The sequence below is a fragment of the Vibrio sp. V09_P4A23P171 genome, from assembly GCF_963875615.1.
Lineage (GTDB): Bacteria > Pseudomonadota > Gammaproteobacteria > Enterobacterales > Vibrionaceae > Vibrio > Vibrio anguillarum.
This window is the reverse complement of record NZ_CAWNMR010000010.1, coordinates 20,034-35,547: the sequence shown is the minus strand read 5'-3', so window position 1 is coordinate 35,547 and position 15,514 is coordinate 20,034. Positions and strand designations below refer to the sequence as shown.

The 15,514-nt window shown below is 46.0% G+C and carries 14 protein-coding genes and 2 tRNA genes; 9 read left to right on the top strand and 7 right to left on the bottom strand.

Translation table 11 applies throughout. The features are described from left to right. Positions 1-45 precede the first annotated feature (45 nt). The gene (locus tag AACT23_RS04135) at positions 46-813 is read right to left on the bottom strand and encodes a potassium channel family protein (RefSeq protein WP_013856721.1); all 768 of its coding nucleotides are present in this window, start codon (positions 811-813) and stop codon (positions 46-48) included. Between the two features lie 463 nt (positions 814-1,276). On the opposite strand from AACT23_RS04135, the gene AACT23_RS04130 reads away from it, so the two are divergent. Then, positions 1,277-2,908, top strand: coding sequence for a methyl-accepting chemotaxis protein (locus tag AACT23_RS04130; protein WP_013856720.1), 1,632 nt, complete (start codon positions 1,277-1,279; stop codon positions 2,906-2,908). 121 nt (positions 2,909-3,029) lie between these two features. Here the strand turns inward: AACT23_RS04130 and AACT23_RS04125 are convergent, their stop codons facing one another. Then, positions 3,030-5,834, bottom strand: coding sequence for a TolB (locus tag AACT23_RS04125; protein WP_094127080.1), 2,805 nt, complete (start codon positions 5,832-5,834; stop codon positions 3,030-3,032). A gap of 153 nt (positions 5,835-5,987) precedes the next feature. Continuing rightward, complete coding sequence (locus AACT23_RS04120; RefSeq protein ID WP_017048641.1) at positions 5,988-6,407, bottom strand: hypothetical protein; 420 nt, start codon at positions 6,405-6,407, stop codon at positions 5,988-5,990. Between the two features lie 396 nt (positions 6,408-6,803). Between AACT23_RS04120 and AACT23_RS04115 the strand changes: the two genes are divergently transcribed. From AACT23_RS04115 to cydX, 8 genes are all read left to right on the top strand, one after another. Beyond that, positions 6,804-7,760, top strand: coding sequence for an MBL fold metallo-hydrolase (locus tag AACT23_RS04115; protein WP_029189808.1), 957 nt, complete (start codon positions 6,804-6,806; stop codon positions 7,758-7,760). Further along, positions 7,750-8,064 (top strand): hypothetical protein, encoded by a 315-nt coding sequence (locus tag AACT23_RS04110; protein ID WP_013856716.1) that lies wholly within the window; start codon positions 7,750-7,752, stop codon positions 8,062-8,064. Before AACT23_RS04115 ends, AACT23_RS04110 begins: the two co-directional genes overlap by 11 nt. Then, the gene (locus tag AACT23_RS04105; RefSeq protein ID WP_094127078.1) at positions 8,052-8,915 is read left to right on the top strand and encodes a DUF692 domain-containing protein; all 864 of its coding nucleotides are present in this window, start codon (positions 8,052-8,054) and stop codon (positions 8,913-8,915) included. Before AACT23_RS04110 ends, AACT23_RS04105 begins: the two co-directional genes overlap by 13 nt. Then, positions 8,908-9,654: an HvfC family peptide modification chaperone gene (locus AACT23_RS04100; RefSeq protein WP_013856714.1), complete on the top strand. Its 747-nt coding sequence runs from the start codon at positions 8,908-8,910 to the stop codon at positions 9,652-9,654. Before AACT23_RS04105 ends, AACT23_RS04100 begins: the two co-directional genes overlap by 8 nt. Continuing rightward, a complete protein-coding gene (locus AACT23_RS04095; RefSeq protein ID WP_017044810.1) occupies positions 9,651-10,250 on the top strand; it encodes an HvfX family Cu-binding RiPP maturation protein in 600 nt (199 codons plus the stop codon). The genes AACT23_RS04100 and AACT23_RS04095 overlap by 4 nt, the downstream gene beginning before the upstream one ends. A gap of 120 nt (positions 10,251-10,370) precedes the next feature. Next, a complete protein-coding gene (locus AACT23_RS04090; RefSeq protein ID WP_094127076.1) occupies positions 10,371-11,951 on the top strand; it encodes a cytochrome ubiquinol oxidase subunit I in 1,581 nt (526 codons plus the stop codon). Positions 11,952-11,962: 11 nt separating this feature from the next. Then, on the top strand, positions 11,963-13,099 hold the full coding sequence (gene cydB, locus AACT23_RS04085) for a cytochrome d ubiquinol oxidase subunit II (RefSeq protein ID WP_094127074.1): 1,137 nt from the start codon (positions 11,963-11,965) through the stop codon (positions 13,097-13,099). Between the two features lie 12 nt (positions 13,100-13,111). Further along, positions 13,112-13,213 carry a cytochrome bd-I oxidase subunit CydX gene (cydX, locus tag AACT23_RS04080; protein WP_013856710.1) on the top strand — a complete coding sequence of 34 codons (102 nt, stop codon included), beginning with the start codon at positions 13,112-13,114 and terminating at the stop codon, positions 13,211-13,213. Positions 13,214-13,327: 114 nt separating this feature from the next. On the opposite strand, the gene AACT23_RS04075 is transcribed toward cydX, so the two are convergent. The 4 genes from AACT23_RS04075 to AACT23_RS04060 form a co-directional block, all read right to left on the bottom strand. Then, positions 13,328-13,690, bottom strand: coding sequence for a RidA family protein (locus AACT23_RS04075; RefSeq protein ID WP_013856709.1), 363 nt, complete (start codon positions 13,688-13,690; stop codon positions 13,328-13,330). A gap of 12 nt (positions 13,691-13,702) precedes the next feature. After that, a complete protein-coding gene (locus tag AACT23_RS04070) occupies positions 13,703-14,755 on the bottom strand; it encodes a lactonase family protein (RefSeq protein WP_094127072.1) in 1,053 nt (350 codons plus the stop codon). Positions 14,756-15,064: 309 nt separating this feature from the next. Further along, positions 15,065-15,141: transfer RNA gene (locus AACT23_RS04065), tRNA-Val, on the bottom strand. A 37-nt stretch (positions 15,142-15,178) separates the two neighbouring features. Beyond that, a tRNA-Val gene (locus tag AACT23_RS04060) sits at positions 15,179-15,255 on the bottom strand. Positions 15,256-15,514 lie beyond the last annotated feature (259 nt).

Here is a 15,514-nt window from a genome sequence, read left to right as displayed (position 1 = left end):
TCAATCTCTGGCATTCCAATACGATGATAACTAGAACTTCAGTGGTTATTTCTTATGACGAGAGGCCAACTGAGCACGGTAGCGAGCTAAATGAAAACGCTTGCGAACAGGTTGTTGAACAGAAAGTTGTTTTAACACTTTATTAAGCTGTTTCGTGTGATGTGCACTATTATGCTCTGCTGATTGCCCATCTTCTTCAATGAAAAATGAGGCGACACTCGCGGTCAATAAACCGAAAAGTGTAATACCCGTCAACATCAGAAACACGGCAACACCACGCCCAAATGGAGTGATTGGATACATATCGCCGTAACCAACAGTAGTAATCGTGGTCATTGCCCACCAAATCGCATCAGAAAAATCATTGATTGGGCTATCCGTGCCTTTTTCGACCAAATAGACAAAAGCTGCAGAAAGAAGCACTGTCGATAAGCTGGTTAGCCCAATAAAGCTGAGCGTTTTTTGTCTCAGTACCGCCTTTGTTTGACGCCATGCTCTTGGCAAGATCAGTAAAATGCGTAAAAAACGGAGCGGACGTAGGAATGGCATGGCCACAATCAACACGTCAGGCCAATTCTTAATCATATAACGGATAGGATTGGGGCTCAGCAACACTTTAATAAGTAATTCTGTTGCAAACAATGCCCAAATAATCCAAAGCAGATGCTCCAGAAAATCAAGCTCTTCGGGTTGTAAAGGTGCAATATCTGGTAGTAAAGCGACGATCACATACACTACCGATAATAGCAGCATCGGAATTTCAGTTTTATGTTCGATCGCAGACAGTAGTTGTAAACGTGTTTTTAACTTCATGATTCAAATACCTTTTTCCGTTTACCTTAACGCCAAAAGTACCAAGTGAACAGTACAACCATCCCTTTCGTTACCCAATTAGCACCCAATTCAAAATGGAAATCACTATAAACTAGGTGGTTGAGATGTAAAGAATTGTGACCTTAACAAAGCTTAAAATAACCGTCTTGAGCGTTATTCTAAGCTCTCCACACCCAATATCTCACTCACAAAAATCTCAAAAACACCATAGGAGTCAAGTTTCAATTGTGATACGATGCACAACTTTATGGATATCTCTCTATTTTCATATGGACGTGACCCGATACCCAAGCCACTTAGGATGCTGTCGATGACCAGTAAGTGAGGCCGAAAAAACATCAATAAAATGGTGGAATTGGCGTCAATGAACGTGATCAATACAGCAATACTGCAAGTGGGACAGGTATAACTCCGTTGTTTTACTCCGAGGTCACTTATTACCATGTCTTTTTTAAAAGATTTAGCCATTCGCAAAAAAATTGCGCTTGCCTTTACTATTATCGCGTTAGTCAACATCGCCTTCGGTTATTACCTATATCGTTCATTGAACGAAATACAAGATGACCTACTCAATCTAACGGATGACACACTCCCATCAATGATGATGGTCAATAACGTCAAATACAATATGGCTTCTGTGCGACGTGCTCAAATCAGTTTGCTTTCCGCAACCGATCAAGCCGAAATTACGGAGGATATTCGTTGGATGCAGGAACACTATCAAGCAATTGATAGTGCACTAGCCACCTATGAGCGTGCGGTTTGGACCGATCACGAGCGTTCGATTTTTATGCCAGTTAAAAACCTCTGGCGTGACTACTTGACTGCGCTTGGCTCTTTTAATGACGATATCCTCAATCAAAATATCGTAAAAGCTCAAGGGGATATCTCAGCCTCTTTGGTTACATTTGAACGCCTAGAGAGTGCGATTGACGATCTTCTCAATTTAAACCAAACCTTTGTTGCCAAAAATCGCTCTGAACTGATGACGCTTATTCAAGCTATCACCTCATTTTCCACAGGCAGCATCGTTGCGCTGATAGCGTTTATGGTGTTCATTACACTATTACTTTCTCGCTTAATCTGCCAGCCATTACAGCTGGTTGTACAGCAAGCGAACGCCATTGCTGGAGGTAATTTAAGCCATCGATTAGCACGTCAGCATATTGGGCAAGATGAGCTAGGTGAATTGGCCGATGCGTGTTCAAGTATGCAAGAGAATTTACGCTCAATGGTGGAAGAGATCATCGCCGGAGCGACTCAACTATCTCATGCTGTCGATGAAGTTAGCGCCGTCTCTGAACAGACATCACAGGGCATGCAAGAGCAACAGGTCGAGGTCATGCACATTGCTACGGCCATGACGCAAATGAAATCAACGGTTGCAGAAGTGGCACGAAGCACAGAAGTCGCTTCTGACGCCGCTCGTGAAAGTAACCAACAATCCATCCTTGGATCAAAACAGATGGATTCCGTCGCTAATGCTATCTCTCTTGTGACTCAAGAAATTGATCAAGCAGAACAACGCGTATTAGAACTTGAGCAGCAAGCACAGCAAATTAACGTTGTCGTTGACGTGATAAGCAACATCGCCGACCAAACCAATTTGCTTGCACTTAACGCAGCAATTGAAGCGGCGCGTGCTGGTGAACAAGGGCGTGGTTTTGCGGTTGTGGCTGATGAAGTCCGTGCTTTAGCTGGCAAAACTCAACAATCGACGGGCGACATCGTCAATATTATCCAAAGCCTACAAACATGTGCACTGCGTGCTCGTGAAGCGACGTCACAAAGCAGTGTACTTATGGGACAATGTGTGGAGCAAAGTGGCCAAACTCAAATCGCGATTGACCACATTAGTAATCAAAGCGCGCATATTGCTGATATGACCATTCAAATCGCCAGTGCGTGCGGAGAGCAAGATTCGGTTAGCGAAGAGCTCAGCCGCAATATCGAACGCATTAGTGAATCAGCCAAGCAAGTTGCACAAGGTTCTTCCAGCGCCGCTCAAGCGTGCGTCGAACTTAGCCAGTTAGCGGCGATGTTGCAAAATACCGTGAGTCGTTTTCAGGTATAACCCTCGCATTGTTAGTTAAAAATAACCATGCTCTCATGTTTGAGTGGTCAGTAAGCCTTGCTTCGGCTTACAACGCAAAAAGGGTCGCATTTGATGCGACCCTTTCCTCCTCAACAAACGGTTAAAACTGAGCAGTTAGCTTGATATACACTTCATCTTTGCCTAATTTACTGTCTAATCCATGAGCGTAACCAATCCGTACTGGTAACGTGCCGCCATAAAGTACGATGGTATCGATCTGCATTTCAGCACCAATCCCCGTCAGGGCTTGGTAGTTTTGGTTATCGTTCCAGCTTGATCCTGAGTCGACAAATACAGAACCTGAAATATCCCCCAAACCAATTGGCCACAAATTCCAGTTTCGTTCAGCGCGATACAATAAGCGGCTTAGTTCAACACTTTGTGTCGCGTAAGCTTGCCCTACTTGAGCCGCAGAGCTGTAGCCACGCAACGCTATCTGTTGGCGGCCATAGAGCTGCGCGCTGTCACCTTCGTAACTGCCCAGCTCAAACCGTTTGGCTTTTGAGTCCGCATAACCTGCCGCAAGATGAGTGGTAAGGTTGAAGCTCCCCGGGAGGTCCCAATGTGCTTGCCACTGCGCATGCCATTTTTGTCCAGAGTAATCACCGCCAACATTGGACTCCCATACCAAATCAGCGTAATGACCCCACGCGTAACCGGGAACATTCAATAAGCCTTCACGGTTATCCCATTGTAGCGCAGCCCCTGCTAGCCACTCATCACTGGCTTGTGTATAGCGCGTACCTTGAGGCGCTTTGATCAATGACTCTTTCTGCCAATAAGTTCCGATACCAAACGTTAAGTTATCATCGAGACCATGCCATAAATAATTACGTTGTAACGTCAAGTCATCTTGACGGACAATGCGATCGTCTTTATTGGTCAATGGGTTTAACTTAAACTCATGCTCTCGGCTGAGCGTCGCTTGCCAACGGTTGTCATATTGATACCCCAATTGGTACGTCGCCAACGCATTTTTTGTATCCCAAGCCGCTTGGATCTCATATTGGTGTCGCCCTAACACATCTGAACCACTGGTCGAGAAACCAAGTAACGATTGGTTATCATCCCCTTGCCAAACGGGAACCCAATAACGTGGCGTTAAAGTCGACAACGGTGAGTAGTCGGTAGTGTCACTTTTTTCGACCTGAGATATCGGCGTCGAAGCAACGGATGTCACCTTGGCAAAGGAAGACAGTGGAGCCTCATTGAAAGCCGTCACCGCCGGAATGTGGCGCAAATGGTAACCATCATGCTCATAAGCTTGGTAGATAAGCCCTTGCGATTGATTCCATTGCGGAGAAAAAGCACCACCAATTTCATTGGTTAACTGCTCCAACTGCAAACTGGCCAAGTCCATTCGGTAGATCTGATAACGCCCCGTGTAATCGGCGCTGAGCAGCAACTCTCCCTCTTGGGTAAAACTCAATTGATGCTCGGTTGCTGATGTTTCAGTGACAGCCAACCAGCGCTGCTCTTTGGCGACAAAACGCATGATATTCCAAGCGCTAGACGGCTGCTTCACGGAAGCATAAATGTCGCCTGTCGGAGACAGCGCCATATCACCAATGACCCAACCATATGTGCCTTGCCATAGGCGGGTTTGCTGCCCATCCAGCGTCACCTGCCATAACTCAGGCAACCCTTGTTCATGACGGGTAGCGAAAACACTTTGCCCATCTCGGCTCCAACGTACTTGGGTAAAGCGCTGTTGCTCGGTTAAACGCTGCCACTGCCCATCAACGTAGCGATAAAGATCATTCAACACTCGTCCATCAAGATAACTATTCACTTGTGACGCGACGATACCTTGCTGGGGATGAACATCGAGGCTAGTTAAGCTTTTTGTAGTCAATAAACGCTGCCATTGATTTTGCTTACTATCCCACATCGCTAAATTTGCTCGATCAACCCCATCACGACGCCAAGCCAGTAATTGCTCTGATCCACCATTGGCTAATAGATATTCAAACGGCTGGCTATCGAGAGATTGAGCCTCTGAAGGCTGTTCCTTACTTTGCACAATTTGATCTGAAAACTGCGTGATTAGATCGGCACGGAACTCTTGCCAAAGCGCAAAAAAGTCTTTACCAAAAGCACGTTGAGCGCTTCGGTTTAAGAAAACGCCCGGAATTAGGTAGCCACTATAATCGCTTAAAAAATGTTGGAGTGCGTCTTCGCCATACGTTTTGGCTAAATAATCAATAAAATACGCGCCGTAGAGGTAATTACTGCCAAGCGGTAAACGTTTGTTCGCTACCACGATTTGGTTGAGATCAGCTAGTTGTCCGCTCGCCACTTCCATGCGCATTTGCATCGCAAAATGGCTATTGTGCAAACGTCCATAACCTTGTTCATTTTGGCTTTCCATGTAAACAGCTAACCCTTCTAACAGCATCGAGGGTGTCATTGCATGCGGGAAAAGCAGTGTGTGACGGCCAAAAATACGCCGAGCTCCGGTGACCGCACGCTCATTTAATTCCATATGAACAATGTGAGTGTACTCATGGCGGATGAGCATGTGCAACCATTCATCATTGCCTTCCAATCCATTGATATCGCTGGGGGGATTTAAGATCAAGCGAATTTGAGCATAAGGCAGCGGCGTTGCCCAACCGTTGGAATAGTCGTAGTCATCCACCAGCGTTAGGTGCGTTTTTTCAGCTGGCATCTTTGAAAATTGACTGGCAAGGTCTTGATGCACTTTCTCGGCAATATCTAACGAACGCGCCGCGTACTGGGCCAATTCACTGCGAAAGTGCACGATAAAATGTTGCGATTGTTGAGTCTGCCATTGCTGACCAGCTTGATCCCAAGCGACTGACTCAGCCAATACTGTTGGTGTATGCATACCCAAACAAACCATCAAACCCATAATGGGTGAGAGTACAAATTTTGCTGACATCGTTACAACAACCCTTTTCAATAATTAAGTGCGGCGATTGTACGTTGAATGAGAAAAGGATTGGGTATCGAAATGTATGGCTTTGTCAGGATAAGGCCTGACTATCATTTGCTCTCCCATTCAGGGAGATGGCACTTGACATTGTTAAGCAATCTATTTTATATCGCACTCTATTTGACTGATCGGAACGCTCGATTGACCAAAACAGACATAAGCGGTAATTGGTTGATTTACCTTCATTTTCACGTAGCCAGCTTTTACATCATCCTCTCGAAATCGAACCATATTGGACGTTGCTTCTGAACCATCGACATAAATCGCCGTGAAATCATCATTCATCCAAGCAACCACTTTGTCGTAACTCTGTTTGGTCTTAAACACGACCTCGGCGCAGCGAATAGGCGGATTGTCACGAACGCTGTACCCGCCAGAATGTTCAACCGCTTCAGAGCCATTGCTCACATCGTGTAACTGGCTGGAAATCACATCACACTGACTGTCAGCCGCATGGACATTAAATGCAATAAGCATAGGAATCACGTAATAGCTTGGCTTCATCTTCATCATAAACATTACTGACATCATAGGTATTTGTAAAAAATAATAGCTTTACCCTATTCAAAACCACCCAAAAATAACATCACTTAAAAGTAAACGTGGGTTAAATATCACTGAACACTGCAGTGATGCCGTTCTAAATAGAACATTTGTTATTTTTTTATGTGTATTAATTGGTTCTGGCTATGCGGTGCAAACCTAGAATCTAACAGGCTTATTATTGCATCACACCACATTGTTCAATTTACCTTAACCAATAGGTAAGAAAATCAAGATTGACCAAACATCCTCGTAAATCATATCTTTCACCTACACCTTGACGAGAATCAAAAAGCTTGCACTTTTATCGCAAGTCTCTTTTCGCCCTAGGTATCCACATATCATAAAAAAGACAATCAAAAGGTAGTCAGCATGAAACAACCACTCAAGGCGCTGGTGCTCGCAATCAGTTTGTCGTGCGGTGCCATCGGTGCTTACGCAAACTCGTTAGAACCGCTCGACAAAGAATTCACTTTACAAGTTTTAGGATCGGGAGGGCCAATTTCAGATGATCTGCGCTCTTCTTCAGCGGAAGTGATTTGGTGGAAAGGCAAATCTAAAATCATGATTGATGCTGGCGGCGGCGCGTATCTGCGCTTTGGCCAATCAGGCTCTAAACTGGAAGATTTGGATTTTCTAGGCATTACCCATTTTCACACCGATCACGTTGCAGACTTGCCCGCGCTGCTCAAAGGCGGCTACTTCTTTAAGCGAGAAGACCCGCTAGATATTGCAGGCCCGCAAGCGGGATCAGCCTTCCCTAGCCTATCAGGCTATATGGACGCACTCTTTAATAGCAAAGATGGCGCTTACGCTTATTTGAACGGTTTGTATGATGGCAGCGATGGTTTGTTCCCAGTCACCATCACTGATGTTCCTTACAAAACCACGACACCAACTAAAGTGTATCAACAAGACGGTTTAACCATTTACGCACTCGGTATTCCTCATGGGGACGTGCCATGTTTGGCTTATCGTATTGAAAGTGATCAGGGCGTTATTGTTATTTCTGCCGATCAAAACGGCAGTAACCCAGCATTTCTCGATTTTGCTCAAGGCGCTGACATTTTAGTCATGCCGATGGCTGTTCATGAGTCAGCCGATGAAGTTTCCGCATTTATGCACGCTAAACCTTCAGTGATTGGCGAAATTGCAGCCAAAATCAATCCTAAACTGCTCGTGCTCAACCACTGGATGGGAGTCGGCCTTAAACATAAATCAGAGTCCACCAAGATCATCAAACAGTTTTATCACGGCGAAGTTATTGCCGCCCGTGATCTCTCAAGCTACCCAATGAGTTCCGTGAAGGAGATAACCCATGAATTGTAAAATTGTTTTGTCTATTGCGATGACTTCGGCCATTGCTCTTCATCCTGCAATGAGCGTTGCAGAAACGTCAACGGAAGCACCAGTGAGTGCGCAACCCACCTCTCAAAATGGTGGCAAATGCGCGGCTGGCAAATGTGGTACTGAAAAACGTTTTGAAAAGCAGGATTTAAAAAGCGATCCGCAAGGACGTTTAGTACGCGCCAGAGATGGTAAATGCGGCTTAACCGCAGAGGGAATCGCACCTTCCGCTGAAACCATTACTCTAACCAACAGCAAAATCACTGGTGGTGTATGCGGGCAATAGATCGCACTTCAAAAGGCATCGGCTTGCGTAGCGAACACGTCGATTTGCTATACCAGTTGCCTGACCATCCCGACATCGATTTCCTTGAGCTTGCTCCGGAGAACTGGATGAACATGGGCGGCCTTAAACGCGAGCAGTTACAGCAGATAGCAAAGCACTATCCTCTGATTGCACATGGGCTGAGTTTGTCGATTGGCGATTGTCAGCCACTGAACAAAACGTTTGTGAAAAAGGTAGCGGCATTTTTAGATGAATTTAACATCGACATTTACAGTGAGCATTTGAGCTTTTCGCGTGATGCCCAAGGGTACTTGTATGAACTGCTGCCTATCCCGCGCTATAAAGAGAGCATTGCTTACTTGGTCGATCGCATTCGCTGCGTTCAAGATATTGTGCAACGCCCTTTGGTGCTAGAAAACATCTCCTACTACCACAGTTACGGCAAGGAGATCCCCGAAGGCCAATTTATTGCTGAGATAGTCGAGCGCAGCGGCTGCCAGCTGCTGATTGATATCAATAATGTGTATGTGAATAGCCGTAACCACAATTACTGCCCGTTTGACATGCTGGCCACTTTACCGAGCGAAGCGATCTGCTATTACCACATCGCAGGTCACTTGAAAGAGCGCGAAGATTTCTTGCTCGATACCCATGGCAAACCAGTACAGCAAGAGGTGATTGACTTGGCTCGTTATGCTTACGCTCAACAAGGTAGCCGTCCTTTGCTGCTTGAACGTGATCATCATGTGCCTCCTCTGGTGGTTTTGACTGAAGAGTTGCGCACTATCCATCATGACATCATGCAGCCAGCGCCATCATTAGTTATCGATGTGGAGCGTAGCCATGCTTAAACCACCAATGAACATGAGTATGTCAATGCACGCACTGACCTGCGTGATCCGCTCTCCTGTCGCGCAAGGCGAACCGCCCTGCCGTTATCGAGAGTTCATTCGAGCGAATATCTACTCTGTCATTAAGCACACTTTTCCTCTGTTTTACGCTCAACTTAACGAGGAAACACTCTACATTTTGACGGACGAATGGCTGGTAATACATGGCGCTATGGAGCCTGAGTTCCATCAGATTGCGACTGAATTTGTTCAGTTTATCCAACAGCAAAATAACCATAACGCCAGTGTTAACCTCAGTGCTGAGCAAATCGCACTGCTTGAATATGAATGGATCGTTTTCAACGCTGAAATGGATAGCGCTCATGTGCCGAATCTCAAAGTATGGTGGGATGATGTTGAAGCTCAACCGGAGGCGTTTTGCATACAGCTTAACCCAACGTTAAAACTGGTCGAAGTGCCTTTTCTTGTCCATCCAGAATCGGTCACTTTTTTGATTCAAGAACAGAAAACGGTCTGTTATGGGGTATTTCGTCATGCATCGCATCAGGTGGTATCACAAAAACTCAGAGAAGTGGATATCGCCCTAATTCAGATGATTCAAAACGCCCCAGCGCAGTCACTAACGCAACTAGAACAACAGATAGCTCAACACCTATCCAACTTCCATTTTTTGGCGTGGGTTCAAACGTTTCAGCAACAAGGACTCATCAGCCTGTATTTATTAGGAGAAACTCTATGATTCACTCAGCCCTCAATTGGTACGATGGCGTGATCGAAAAATTTAAAAAATTCGATTTTATAGTACTACTTGCAATTCGACTTTTCCTCGTGCCGGTGATTTTTGTCGGCGCTCATTCCAAAGTGGTTGGTTTCGCTGGAACCGTTGCTTGGTTTGGCGCCTCAACCGCCGATGGTGGTTTAAATCTACCTTTTCCAGAACTGCTGGCATTTTTAGCCGCCGCGACAGAAGTTCTCGGCTGTATATGCATCGCACTTGGTCTTTTTACTCGCATTATGGCTATCCCTATGATTCTCATGATGAGTGTGGCGAGCGCAATGGTGCACTGGAAACATGGCTGGGACGCGATTGCCACCAGCAGTATGGAAGCGACGGTGCGCTTAAACGGTTTTATTGAATGGTTGGCGGTCAATTTTCCGGGCCGCTACAACTACATCACAGAACTTGGCGATCCTGTAATGCTCAATAACGGGATGGAATTTGCGGCTACTTACTTTGTGATGCTGATGGTTCTTTTCATTTACGGTGGTGGCCGCTACGTCAGCCTCGACTACTGGCTAAAAAAACCATTCACTCGCACGCCTCAAACTGCTTAACACCTAATGATGCCTACTAACTTGAAGTTGCCGCCCGCAGCTTCAAGTGGCAGGTGTTATCAATCACACATTCATCTCTGACTATCTTACCTGCCATTTTGGTGGCGGGAGGGAGACTTTATGCTTACAGATGTGGTGGAACTGTCACGGTTCCAGTTCGCCAGTACGGCGCTTTACCATTTTATTTTTGTTCCGCTGACCATTGGCTTATCGTTTTTACTGGCGATCATGGAATCACTGTATGTCATGACCGGCAAAACCGTTTACAAAGACATGACTCGTTTTTGGGGCAAGCTGTTTGGCATCAACTTCGCCGTTGGCGTTGCCACCGGCCTCACTATGGAGTTTCAATTTGGCACCAACTGGGCGTACTACTCTCATTATGTGGGTGACATTTTTGGTGCCCCACTGGCGATTGAAGCTTTGATTGCCTTTTTCCTTGAATCAACACTCGTTGGATTATTTTTCTTCGGCTGGGAGCGCCTTTCTAAGCGTCAGCATTTAAGCGTGACTTGGTTAACCGCTTTAGGCTCTAACTTTTCTGGATTGTGGATTTTGATGGCCAACGGCTGGATGCAAAACCCCGTCGGCGCCGAGTTTAACTATCAAACCATGCGTATGGAAATGACCAACTTTACTGATGTCATTTTTAACCCAGTAACCCAAGTGAAGTTTGTGCATACCGTTGCGGCGGGTTACACCACAGGCGCACTGTTTATCATGGGTATCAGCGCTTACTACCTATTGAAAAAGCGCGACCTTCCCTTTGCGCGTCGCTCATTTGCTGTGGCTTGCGCTTTTGGCATGGCATCCATTACCGCCACTTTATTGTTAGGTGATGAGTCAGGTTACACCTTAGGTGAAGTGCAACAGGTGAAACTGGCCGCCATTGAAGCCGAGTGGGATACCGAACAAGCCCCTGCCTCTTTTACTCTGTTTGGGCTACCTAACCAAGAAACCATGCACACAGACGCGGCGATTAAAGTCCCTTATTTGATGGGTATTATCGCCACGCGTTCATTGGATGAGCCCGTCATCGGCTTAAAAGATTTGATGGCGCGCAGTGAAGAGCGCATTCGCAATGGCATGCTCGCTTACGGGTTATTAGAAGCCTTACGCAATGGTGACGATTCACTGCAAAACATCGCTCAGTTTGAAACGCTAAAAGAGGATTTGGGGTACGGTTTATTACTCAAAAAATACACCGATAAAGTAACTGATGCGACTGAAAGCCAAATCAAACAAGCCGCGCAAGATACCATTCCGCAAGTTGCACCTCTGTTTTGGAGCTTCCGCATCATGGTGGCCTGCGGTATGGCGATGTTCGCTGTCATTGGGCTCTGTTTCATCCAAATTTGTCGGCGAAAAATCGGCACTCAGCCTTGGTTACTTAAGGCGGCATTATTCGCTATTCCACTTCCCTGGATTGCCAGCGAAGCGGGTTGGTTTGTCGCTGAGTTTGGCCGCCAACCTTGGGCTATCGGTGAAGTGCTTCCGGTTAATATGGCCGTATCTAACCTATCACCCAGCGATTTATGGATTTCACTGGGCCTAGTTTACTTACTCTATAGCGCATTTTTGGTGGTGGAAATGTACCTGATGGTGAAGTTTGCTCGGCGCGGCCCAAGTGCCCTACATACCGGACGTTACCATTTTGAAACGCAAGATGGGCACGGATCTCTATCTCACGTACACCATTAAGGGAGAACACAATGTTTGATTACGAAACCTTACGTCTGCTGACTTGGGCGATTGTCGGTATGCTATTGATTGGTTTTATCATCACCGATGGCTTTGATATGGGCGTTGCAGCGCTACTGCCCATTTTGGGACGCAGTGATGTTGAACGGCGAGTGATGATCAACAGTATCGCGCCTCATTGGGATGGCAACCAAGTGTGGTTGATTACTGCTGGCGGTGCGATTTTCGCTATCTGGCCACTGGTTTACGCCACCGCATTTTCTAGTTTCTATTTAGCGATGATGTTGCTACTTGCTGCGTTATGGCTGCGCCCAATTGGTATGGATTATCGCTCAAAAATCGATAACCCCTCATGGCGCAAGGCGTGCGATAACGCACTGTTCATCAGTGGCGTTGTGCCGCCCCTCATCTTTGGCATTGGTTTTGGTAATTTATTGGTAGGAGTCCCTTTTCAGCTCAATAACTTATTGATGCTCGATTACCAAGGCCATTTTTGGGATCTATTCACACCATTTCCACTACTGTGTGGCCTGCTCAGCCTTGCCATCGTCGTCACTCAAGGCGCAACGTTTTTACAGCTCAAAACTTGTGATGTGTTATGCGAGCGAGCCCATAGCGCGTCGGTCGTCAGTGCCAGCATTGCCGTGGCTTTATTTCTCATCGGCGGATTCTTGGCAGCCAACATGGCGGGTTATATTATCGTGAGCCCAATTGTCACGGATGCCGCTTCAAACCCCTTGCATAAAGAGGTGGTTAGCATCGCTCGTCATTTACTGCATAACTATCAAGCACACGCCATGCTGTGGTTGATCCCTTGCGTGGGCATCGCGAGCTTATTGGCGTGCATATGGGCAAGCCTGAAACGAGCATCTGGCGGGGCATTCTTATTCTCTAGCCTTGCTATTGCATGCATTATTTTTACGGCAGGCGTGGCGCTATTTCCGATGATCATGCCGTCAAGCTTAATGCCATCACACAGTTTGACGATTTGGGATGCCACATCCAGCCAGAAAACACTCAATATCATCACGATTGTCGCCATCTTAGTGGTGCCAGTCATCCTCAGTTACACGGCTTGGGGTTACTACAAAATGTTCGGTCGATTGAGTGATGATTACATTCGCAACCACAGCACATCGCTGTACTAAAGGAGATAACTGATGTGGTATTTCTGTTGGGTTCTTGGCGTATTACTCGCCTGCGCATTTGGCATAATCAATGGATTGTGGCTTGAGCAAGCTGAGCATTTCGATGAATCGTAACTCACTCATATGCAAGCAGATAACCGGTTAATAAAGTTTAAGAACATCGGGCTTTGAGATAAAAAAATGGCGCTATTTTTAGCGCCCTTTTTTATCACATCGTAAGAAACGTATTTACTGAAATTTTGGGCCAGCTGCGGCAACAAAAGCCATTTCAACCAGATAGTCAGGGCTTGCCAATTGCGCTTGAACGCAGGCTCGGCTTGGTGCACATCCTTCTGGAAACCAGCTATCCCACACTTCATTCAAAGCGGCGAAATGAGCAAAATCTGTGACATAAATTGTCACCGATAACACGCGGCTTCTGTCGCTGTCGATCGCCGTCAACTGCTGCTCAGCTTGGGCTAAGATCTGCTCAACCTGCCCTTTCATATCGGCTTTTGTATCGCTATCAGCCACTTCCACAAAGTGGGCAATGCCGTTGAATACGGTAATGTCAGACCAACGTTTACTTGGATTAATACGATGAATAGTCATTAATTTCTCTCTTTATGGTAAAGATAACTCGCAACAGTGCTGTTCGATCACACAGACTGGCGCGCCGACTTTGCAGCTAAAGCCGCTGGCAACCAACCTGCCTGTGGTTTCATCTCGGCGATAACTGGTTATTGTGTTTGAATGTTGGCTAGCAACCAACAACCAATCTCCATCCGCAGACAAAGTGAAGTCACGCGGGAATTGGCCACCGACGTCAAATGCGGCAATCCATTGCGGTTGTGGCTGGCATAGTTCAAAAAGAACGATTTTATTTTGCTCTCGGCAGGAAGCATAGAGAAAACGTTCATCGGGCGACAACTTAATCGCCGCAGCCGCTCCACTTTTCGCCTCATTCGGCAAGAGATCGCACTCAGTCTCTATTTGCCATTGTATCCCGGAAAATACTAAGGTGACCAAAGTCTCCGACAATTCACAGACCACAAAAGCTCGGGTTTCTGCGTGATTAAACACCACATGGCGCGGCCCACTCCCCGCAGGCATCTCTACAGTTTGCGCCAATGAAAATGCCTGATTATCACTGTTGATGGCGAAAAAATGAATTGCATCACTCCCTAAATCGACCACAACCAGTTGCGACGACTGTTTAAGGAAAACCACCTGATGAGCGTGAGGTGAGGTTTGGCGCTCTGCATTTGGCCCCTGACCATCAATCCATAGATCAGCGATGCATAACTCAGGTTTGCCAGTGTCGTCCAAACGAACAATGTTCACATTACCCGACCCATAATGCGCCACAGCGCAATAGCGCTGCTTGGCATCAATAGCAAGATGACATGCATAGCTACCCGACAGTGGCATTTGAGAAACCAAACCCTTATTAATGTGTATCAATTGTGAATTGTCGCTCGCTTCTACCTCGTTAAAAGTGTAAAAGCCCTTGGTGGTTTCAAGAAGGTAGGAAGGGTTACGCGTCGCCATCACTTCTTGCAAAACACTAAGTTCACCCGTGATGGTGTTAAGCTCAATCAGCTCAACGCCGTTACTATTGCTTGGTGCATCCGTATAAGTACCAATGTAAAAACGCGCGGCAGTGTGTGTGCTCATTTTCCACCTATCATCAAAAATAAAACACTATACCCAAATTTCACCTTAATCTGGGATAATTTAATTAAGCTGCCTGTGTGGCAGTGATGAAAACCGCCATACAGTCCAAACTTAAATCCAATCGGGCGATTGCGGAACATAATCAATGAACAACATGCTCGGAATAATGTTTATTTTTCCTAGAGGATAAAATCCATCTTCGCTGTTAAATAATTTTCCGCGATAACGTTGCGTGGGTTTTTCGTCTAATACTGATTTGGTATGTCATAGATACAACAAAGCCCGCACGTGGCGGGCTTTGTTTGAATTTGGTGGGTCTTATTGGATTCGAACCAACGACCTTCTGGATGTCGACCAGACGCTCTAACCAACTGAGCTAAAGACCCAAATTTTTGTTCTTGAGCATGATACATGCAACTGAAATGGTGCGTCCGAGTGAACTCGAATCACCGACCCCCACCATGTCAAGGTGGTGCTCTAACCAACTGAGCTACGGACGCATATCTTCAGAACGGAGTGGATATTAACGGCTGTTTTTGCTGTGTGCAAGTCTATTTTCTTTGTTTTTGAGCCAGTTGGCTTATCTATCACCAGCTTGTCTGTTTTTTATTCACAACTCTGGGTTTAAGCACAATAACCGGATCAACAATAGGTGTAAGCTGTCCAATTTATTTCATTGTATAAGTTATGTGAGATTATCCATTGATTCGGACCAATTATCTCGTACTATAAGCTTTATCAATATCTTCGATATGCAAT

What these genes read in the sequence shown, in the direction of transcription:
- AACT23_RS04110 (WP_013856716.1), top strand. Translation starts at nt 7,750, where the DNA reads ATGAATTGTAAAATTGTTTTGTCTATTGCGATGACTTCGGCCATTGCT.
- AACT23_RS04070 (WP_094127072.1), bottom strand. Translation starts at nt 14,755, where the DNA reads ATGAGCACACACACTGCCGCGCGTTTTTACATTGGTACTTATACGGAT.
- AACT23_RS04135 (WP_013856721.1), bottom strand. Translation starts at nt 813, where the DNA reads ATGAAGTTAAAAACACGTTTACAACTACTGTCTGCGATCGAACATAAA.
- AACT23_RS04105 (WP_094127078.1), top strand. Translation starts at nt 8,052, where the DNA reads ATGCGGGCAATAGATCGCACTTCAAAAGGCATCGGCTTGCGTAGCGAA.
- AACT23_RS04075 (WP_013856709.1), bottom strand. Translation starts at nt 13,690, where the DNA reads ATGACTATTCATCGTATTAATCCAAGTAAACGTTGGTCTGACATTACC.
- AACT23_RS04125 (WP_094127080.1), bottom strand. Translation starts at nt 5,834, where the DNA reads ATGTCAGCAAAATTTGTACTCTCACCCATTATGGGTTTGATGGTTTGT.
- AACT23_RS04090 (WP_094127076.1), top strand. Translation starts at nt 10,371, where the DNA reads ATGCTTACAGATGTGGTGGAACTGTCACGGTTCCAGTTCGCCAGTACG.
- AACT23_RS04130 (WP_013856720.1), top strand. Translation starts at nt 1,277, where the DNA reads ATGTCTTTTTTAAAAGATTTAGCCATTCGCAAAAAAATTGCGCTTGCC.
- cydB (WP_094127074.1), top strand. Translation starts at nt 11,963, where the DNA reads ATGTTTGATTACGAAACCTTACGTCTGCTGACTTGGGCGATTGTCGGT.
- AACT23_RS04120 (WP_017048641.1), bottom strand. Translation starts at nt 6,407, where the DNA reads ATGTTTATGATGAAGATGAAGCCAAGCTATTACGTGATTCCTATGCTT.
- AACT23_RS04095 (WP_017044810.1), top strand. Translation starts at nt 9,651, where the DNA reads ATGATTCACTCAGCCCTCAATTGGTACGATGGCGTGATCGAAAAATTT.
- AACT23_RS04115 (WP_029189808.1), top strand. Translation starts at nt 6,804, where the DNA reads ATGAAACAACCACTCAAGGCGCTGGTGCTCGCAATCAGTTTGTCGTGC.
- cydX (WP_013856710.1), top strand. Translation starts at nt 13,112, where the DNA reads ATGTGGTATTTCTGTTGGGTTCTTGGCGTATTACTCGCCTGCGCATTT.
- AACT23_RS04100 (WP_013856714.1), top strand. Translation starts at nt 8,908, where the DNA reads ATGCTTAAACCACCAATGAACATGAGTATGTCAATGCACGCACTGACC.